General features: G+C 40.0%; 5 protein-coding genes. 1 reads left to right on the top strand and 4 read right to left on the bottom strand.

Annotated features, from left to right (window positions below; genetic code table 11):
- The 4 genes from ACUVXA_RS13750 to ACUVXA_RS13735 form a co-directional block, all read right to left on the bottom strand.
- On the bottom strand, positions 1-686 hold a 686-nt coding region (locus ACUVXA_RS13750; protein WP_445871849.1), incomplete at its 3' end, for a carbohydrate ABC transporter permease.
- 1 nt (position 687) lies between these two features.
- Entirely contained in the window at positions 688-1,548 is an 861-nt protein-coding gene (locus tag ACUVXA_RS13745; RefSeq protein WP_445871848.1) for a carbohydrate ABC transporter permease, read from the bottom strand.
- A gap of 200 nt (positions 1,549-1,748) precedes the next feature.
- Positions 1,749-3,200, bottom strand: a complete 1,452-nt coding sequence (locus ACUVXA_RS13740) for an ABC transporter substrate-binding protein (RefSeq protein WP_445871847.1) — start codon at positions 3,198-3,200, stop codon at positions 1,749-1,751.
- A 130-nt stretch (positions 3,201-3,330) separates the two neighbouring features.
- Positions 3,331-4,080 carry an IclR family transcriptional regulator gene (locus ACUVXA_RS13735; protein WP_445871846.1) on the bottom strand — a complete coding sequence of 250 codons (750 nt, stop codon included), beginning with the start codon at positions 4,078-4,080 and terminating at the stop codon, positions 3,331-3,333.
- Positions 4,081-4,212: 132 nt separating this feature from the next.
- On the opposite strand from ACUVXA_RS13735, the gene ACUVXA_RS13730 reads away from it, so the two are divergent.
- Positions 4,213-6,816, top strand: a complete 2,604-nt coding sequence (locus tag ACUVXA_RS13730; protein ID WP_445871845.1) for a fused MFS/spermidine synthase — start codon at positions 4,213-4,215, stop codon at positions 6,814-6,816.
- Positions 6,817-6,989 lie beyond the last annotated feature (173 nt).

The raw sequence follows: 6,989 nt of genomic DNA, 5'->3' as shown, positions 1-6,989 counted from the left end.
AAAACTGCAAGGATTAATATTGGAGCTGAAAGAGGCAGAGTTATGTTAATAAATTTGAACCAGCCGCTTGCCCTGTCAACACTTGCTGCTTCATAGAGGTACCTGGGGATAGATGAAAAAGCTGCTGATGCTAGGAGTACCATGAAAGGGGACCACATCCAGGTATCTGCAATAATCGTCGCCCATATACTATTTTCAGCCTTTCCCAGCCATTCAATACGTGGTAATCCAAGAACGTTATGGATAAAGTAATTCACGATCCCCCATTCAGTGTTAAACATCAACTGCCAGTAAAGGCCTACTACAACAGGGCAGAGCATCATTGGCATTAGAACTATTGTGAATACAGCCTCCCTTCCCCTGAAATTTCTCTGGAGAAGATAAGCAATAAACACACCCAAAACAAACTGTATACTCACTGCAAGACTCACATATTTAAACGTAAACATGAATCTTTCCCAGCTGTAGGTGTCAGTAAGAATGTTTTTATAATTTGCCAAACCTATGAAACGGATATTTGCAGGTCTCATCGCAGAGAAATTAGTAAAACTGTAAAGTATTAGCATGATAAAGGGATAAGCAATCAGAAAGAATAGTATAGCAAGAGTAGGCCATAGAAAGATGTATTTTATCCATTTTTCTTTCTGCTCATATCGCTCTCTTTCTTTCAATACAATTTCAGCCATCTTACTTTCTCCCAAGAACACCAAAGGTCATTCCCATAAGGATGTATTTACGTATTAGAATAAAGAGCACAAGAATAGGAACGATCAATATATAACCTGCTGCTGCTACCTTTCCCCATTCAAAACCTGAACTCCCCATGAATGCCACAATCCGGGAAGGTAACGTTGCAGCGTAACGGGTAGAAATTATTGTAGCAAAGGTAAATTCATTCCATGCGAAGATAAAGCAGAAACCTGTAGTTGCAGCAATCCCTCCTTTCACCATAGGTATAAGGACTTTAAAAAATACCTGAAACCTGGTATAACCATTTACAAAAGCTGCCTCCTCAATCTCTTTCGGGATTCCATCGAAAAATCCCTTCATGATCCAGGTAGAAAGCCCAACCCCTATCATCATGTAAAGCAGGGTCATCCCAAGCAGCGTATCAGAGAGCCTAAAGCGTGACATCACAACATAAAGAGGAACTATAATTGCAACTGGAGGGAGCATTCTGGTCGATAAAACGAAGAACATATAATCCTTTTTACCCTTGTACTCCATACGTGAGTTGATATATCCTGCCATGGTACCAAAAGCTACTGCAAGGAAAGTACCAGAAAACGCTTCGATGAAGCTGTTCCTCAACCATAATAGAAACCAGGTTGCCTGTTCCTCACCAGTCACATAGGTCGTGTATATAAAAAGTTCTTTAAAATGTCTGAATGTAGGTTTAAAAAAAAATTTTGGAGGAATAAGAAAAAGATCGTTTCGAGTCTTTACACTTGCAAGGAGAAGCCAGTATAAGGGGAAGAGTGTATAGATCAATATTAATATTATAATTAATACGAATATGATCTTACCTATTAATTTTTTTTCTTCCATAAATTACTTCACCTTTCGCCATGCTCTTGTAAATCATTCCCCTTCAAAAACCGATATATTCTTTCTCATCAATCATTTATCAGCTTATCAAAAATAAACTTCAAATAATAATATTTTTAAAAACTAGGAAGTTTATAAAAATAAATTAATCACAAAACCTGCTGGGGAAACCCCAGCAGGTTAAAATCAATTGATATTAATTACTCGATGATGATGGGTTCAATTTTGTCCTTCCCACAGGGGAACACAATTTGATCAGGTACCTCTGGAATGTTCGGGGTACGTGTTATTTTGTAGCCTGCCTTTTCCATCACCTTTTCCTGGCGTTCCGCACAATCCTGCATTGCCTTCTCAGGGGTCTTTTTTCCAGTTATAGCATTGTGTGTCTCTTCCTGCAGAATGTCAAGAAGGATTGCATACTCTGGTAAGTGCCAGTAGTCGTTTGTGTAGTTGAAGGCGACTCTGAATAGCTTGTTGTAAGCATTCAACCCCGTCCAAGCTGGATCTTCCCACACAAGTCTATTCCCTGACTGACAGATCTTTGCATATATCATTTGCTGCTCCTTCAAATTGTACCATTCAAGAAACTTCCAGGCTTCATCTACATTCTTTGAATATTTGCTGATCCCCATGCCCTGGCCACCCATACTAAATTCTCTCCGGAACTTGCCATCTCTTGGGGAAACCTCACCAGGAAGAATTGCAAATCCTGTAACATCTGCATATGGATTTTGATTCGGGTCAGCCATCGCCGCAAAGAAATAGAACCAATTATGAGCCATTGCTACACGGCCGGACGTGAAGGCAGCGTTAACCTGATCCCAGTTCCAGGTTTCAACGCCAGGCGGGCAGTACTTCATGAGTTGAATATAGAATTTTACACCATCAATTGATGCAGGGCTATCGATGAAACCCTTGAATTCATTGGTTTTCGGATTCCATAGCTCTCCACCAAAGACCCAGACCAAGCAATTCGTGACGCTTGTTAGAAAGTCATACTCGCGTCCCCCCATCATAGCAAGCCCATAAAGGTCGGGGGGTCTTGTGAACCACTCGGCAATGTCTTTAAGTTGAGACCATGTCTGGGGGATTGCAAGATCATAGCCATACTTCTTTTTGAACCCGGCTTTTTCTTTGGGATCTTCGAAAAGATCTTTTCTGTAGTGGAGCCCTTCACAGTCGGCATTGATCGGGAGAGCATAGTATTTTCCGCTTCCCTCAGGATACTCGCCGTAACGACGAAGCATCTCTTTTGTCCAGTCACTCATCTTCAGTACTTTCGACTTCTCAATCAGGGGGTTCAGAAGAACACAGTGACCGCCACCAGCAAACTCACTGATCGACTGGCTATCCCAGCATGCAAGGTCAAAACCAGAACCCTTTGCAGCGAATTCGGCCGCCACCTTATCATGCCATGCTGGACCATACGCTACGAGAGTTCCCACTACCTTCACCCCCGTCATTTTAGTGTAGTCCTTTGCAATCTCCAGTAGAGCATCGGCGCACACACCCGCATGCCATACGACCGTAAGTGTAACTTCCTTCTTCGGTTTTTCACCAGCGCCCAGACACACCTTTGCATTGCTCACAAACACAAGACTGACCAGAAGAAGAGTACCAATTGTAATATAAAACCATTTTGACTTACTCATATTGCCTCCTTAAAATTTAAGATTAAAAATATATATCTTTTATATCTATATCTCTTTATCCCTTTGCCTTTTATCACCTCCTTTTATTAATAGTTTTCACACGAAATCTTTTTACATTGAAACCTATTTTTTATTTTTTTTCGTCATAACCCATTTTTATTGAAGCTTCTTTAGCCCTTTGTTTTACTATTTCTGCCAATTCTTCAATTTTCTCATCCGATATTGTTTTCATATGACCAGAAATATTGATAGCCGCAATTACTCTGCCGGTATAATCAAAAACTGGTGCACCAATGCACCTGTGTGCTATAGCATAGTATTGATTATCAAATGAATATCCTCTCATTTTCACCTTTTTTAATTCTGCTTTTAATCTATTCGGATCCGTTATTGTAAACTTGGTATGCTTTGGTAATTCAATTTTTTTCAATAATAAGTCTAATTCCTCCTCTTTTAAATAAGCACCAAGAACCAGTCCGGCTGCGCAGATATTAATGTCCAATAATTCACCTACCTGAGCAACACTAACTAGGCTCTTATATCTTTGTATTACGTCTAAAATCAATACTTTTCCCTCATACAAAACTCCCAATTGAACAATTTCTTTTGTATCATCTGCTAATTTTATTAGAATGTCTTCAATTTCCGTTTTTAAATCAACTCTTGATAGGATATGGCTCGAAAGACTTAAAAACTTTAGATCTAATTTCCAGATATCCTCTGCTTCATTTCGTTTTCTTATTACATAACCTAAATCCTCAAGTGTACGCATTATTCTATAGATAGATGATCGAGATATTCCAGTTTCTTTATATAAATCTTCAATAGATCGAGGTCCAAAAACCGCAAGTTTTTCAATTACCCTCATACCTTTAACCAATAATTTATTTTCCATAATTTTTTGAAAAATGAATTTCGCTTTTCAAAAAATATAATCATATATATCATAAATCGTGATCTCTGTCAAGTTTTTTATAATCGTATAAGAATAATGAATACTGCTTGATATATCATGAATAAAATTTCAAAACGCACCTATCCTAAGATTATAGTCTTCACCATCTTTTTCATAACCGGTGCACTGGGACTCTCCTATGAGATCGTGTTCAGGCGTCAACTTCTTCTCTCACTTGGCGTAACCCACTATTCGGTTGGTACAGTGCTTACCGTGTTCATGGCTGGTCTCGGTCTGGGGAGTATAGTCGGAGGAAAGATTGCGGACAGAGTTTCTGATCCTATACTCCTTTTCTCTATCCTCCAGGCAGGAATAGGAATCTTTGGATTTCTGCTAACTTTTCTTTTACCCTTTCTTGATCACTGGTATAAGGCTATTGTGGGCTCAGTTACTCATTCAGAAGCACTTCTTATACCATTGAAAGCCTGCTTTGCGGGTATTTTCCTATTTCCTCCAACAATACTTATGGGAGGATCCTTGCCTGCACTCAGCAAGGCTATAATAATACCAGAAGCCCAGGATAATACCCAAAAAAAAGTGACATGTGAAACTGGAGGTCCTGTGGGTATTCTCTATGGCATCAATAATTTAGGTGGTGTGGTCGGGGTTTTAGCAGTAACTTTCTGGATTATTGGCTTTCTCGGAGCACGCAGAACACTTGTATTTGCTTCGGCTCTAAGCCTATCCATAGGAGTTTTCTTCTCTTTTCCTTTGTATCGAAAAGGATTCCAAAAAAATAGGAGTGTTATAGATAAAAACAATTCTCCAATCGTGGGTATCTCAGACATCTTGGTGTATTCAAAAAAGGGCAACTATGCACTCATTGCAATTATCGTTTCAGGATTCATTGGTCTTTCCCTTGAAGTCTACTGGGCAAGGATTCTCGCCTATATAATTGGTAGCCATGGCTATGCCTTTGGAGTAATTCTTGCGTCTTTTATAGGGGGAATTGCAACAGGGAACCTGATTGGATCATATTTTGTGGATAGGATTAAAAATTTAAAGAGAACTTTAGGAACACTTCTTGTCTTTCTGGGTGCTTGCCTCTTTGCTGTAACCGTTGCACTCTATAAGCTACAGGGGCTTGTCCAACATCTCAGTGCAATGGCTGCGGGAAGTTGGGTACGTTTTATTACCTTTGAGATCTGCGCCGTTTTCCTTATCCTTCTTGTACCTTCACTTCTCCTGGGTATGATATTTCCCATTGTAATCTCCGAAACAGTAAAAAAATATAATAGGATTGGAACAGCAGTAGGACGGGCATACGCATATAATACCCTGGGAAGCATCATCGGTTCTTTTTCTACCAGTTTCATCTTTATCCCTTTTATCGGAATTACAAAGGGAATACAGCTTCTTGTCATTCTGGCTGTTGCAACAGGGATTTTTATAATACTTTATGATGGCTCCCTCTATTCTCATATCACTATCTCCAAGTTAACTGCTGGAGGAGTATTGATAGTTGCTACTTTCTTCATTTCCTTTGGGGATGCACTTCAGGAGATCGGAGAACACGAAAGGCTTCTCTTTTACAGGGAATCTAGCTCTGCAACTGTTGCAGTACGGGAAGATAGTGAGGGTAAAAGAACGCTCTCCATAAACGGACTAGATGAAGTGCCCGTTGATGTTTATTCTCTTCTAACCTTTCGGATGCTCGGTCATCTTCCTCTACTGTTGCATCGCAACCCACAGGAGGTTATGGTGCTATCCCTTGGTGGGGCTATTACCACTGGGAGCATTGCAACCCATCCAGTAAGGCATATCGAAGCGGTCGATATATGTCCTCCAGTAATTGAAGCTGCAGAATTCTTTGAAGAATGGAACTATTCGGTATTACGGGATCGGAGATTAGATATCATATTCCAGGATGGCAGAAACTACCTCCTCACTATAAACAAACGTTATGACGTTATAATTGCTGATGCAACCCATCCATGGAGCGCTGATAGCTGGGTTCTTTACACAAAGGAGTTTTATGAGATTGTGAAAACGAAACTCGCTAATGGGGGATTCTTCTGCCAGTGGATCCCTCTACACTGGCTATCCCCCGATGACTATCGCTGCATACTCCGAACGATGTGCTCTGTCTTCCCGGAGATTAGCCTCTGGTTCACCGGGTCCTATACGATTGCCCTTGCCGGTTTAGAACCACCCCAGATCGATTCTATACTTATCGCCCAAAGGATGGAAAATAACAGAGTAAGCGAAGATCTTAAATCTATCGGGATAGATTCTCCTCAATCGCTTTTAAGCTTCTTCATGATGGACAGAGAGGGAATAATGCACTACACCGGTGTTGGTACTCTGAACACAGATGACCTGGCATATCTTGAACATTCAGCCTCACGTTGTTACGCAAGAGAAACTACACCAGAAAACCTTTCCGAATTGTTACGCTACAGGGAGTATCCCAAATGGTTTCCAAACTCCCAGGAATACATGAGATATTTTAATGCCAGGGAAAAACTGGCACTAGGAAGAATAGCTATGTATAGTGGAAATTTTGAGCGTGCTTTACGCCTCTATGACTATGCACTAACAATCGCTCCTGATGACAGAGTGAGTGAGATGTTTCTCAAAGATCTTAAAAATACACTCGCAACCTTTACATATTATAGCTGGGAGAAGCTTGAGAAAAAAGGAGATATGGAGAAAGATTGATGTAAAATTAAATTATAGTAAAGTCTCAGTTATCATTGTTCTATGTAAGTTGAAGAAAGCAGGAAGGAGGATCGAAGAAAGTGATATAAATTAAGGAAGCTTTTCAATACGATTTGATGTAGAATAATTTTAAGGCTAAAGGATTGAATGTTAAAACGATGATTCCAAAAAGA

It is taken from the genome of Candidatus Jordarchaeum sp. (genome assembly GCF_052745115.1).
The sequence above is the reverse complement of the archived record's forward strand: the minus strand, read 5'-3'. Positions and strand labels throughout refer to the sequence as shown.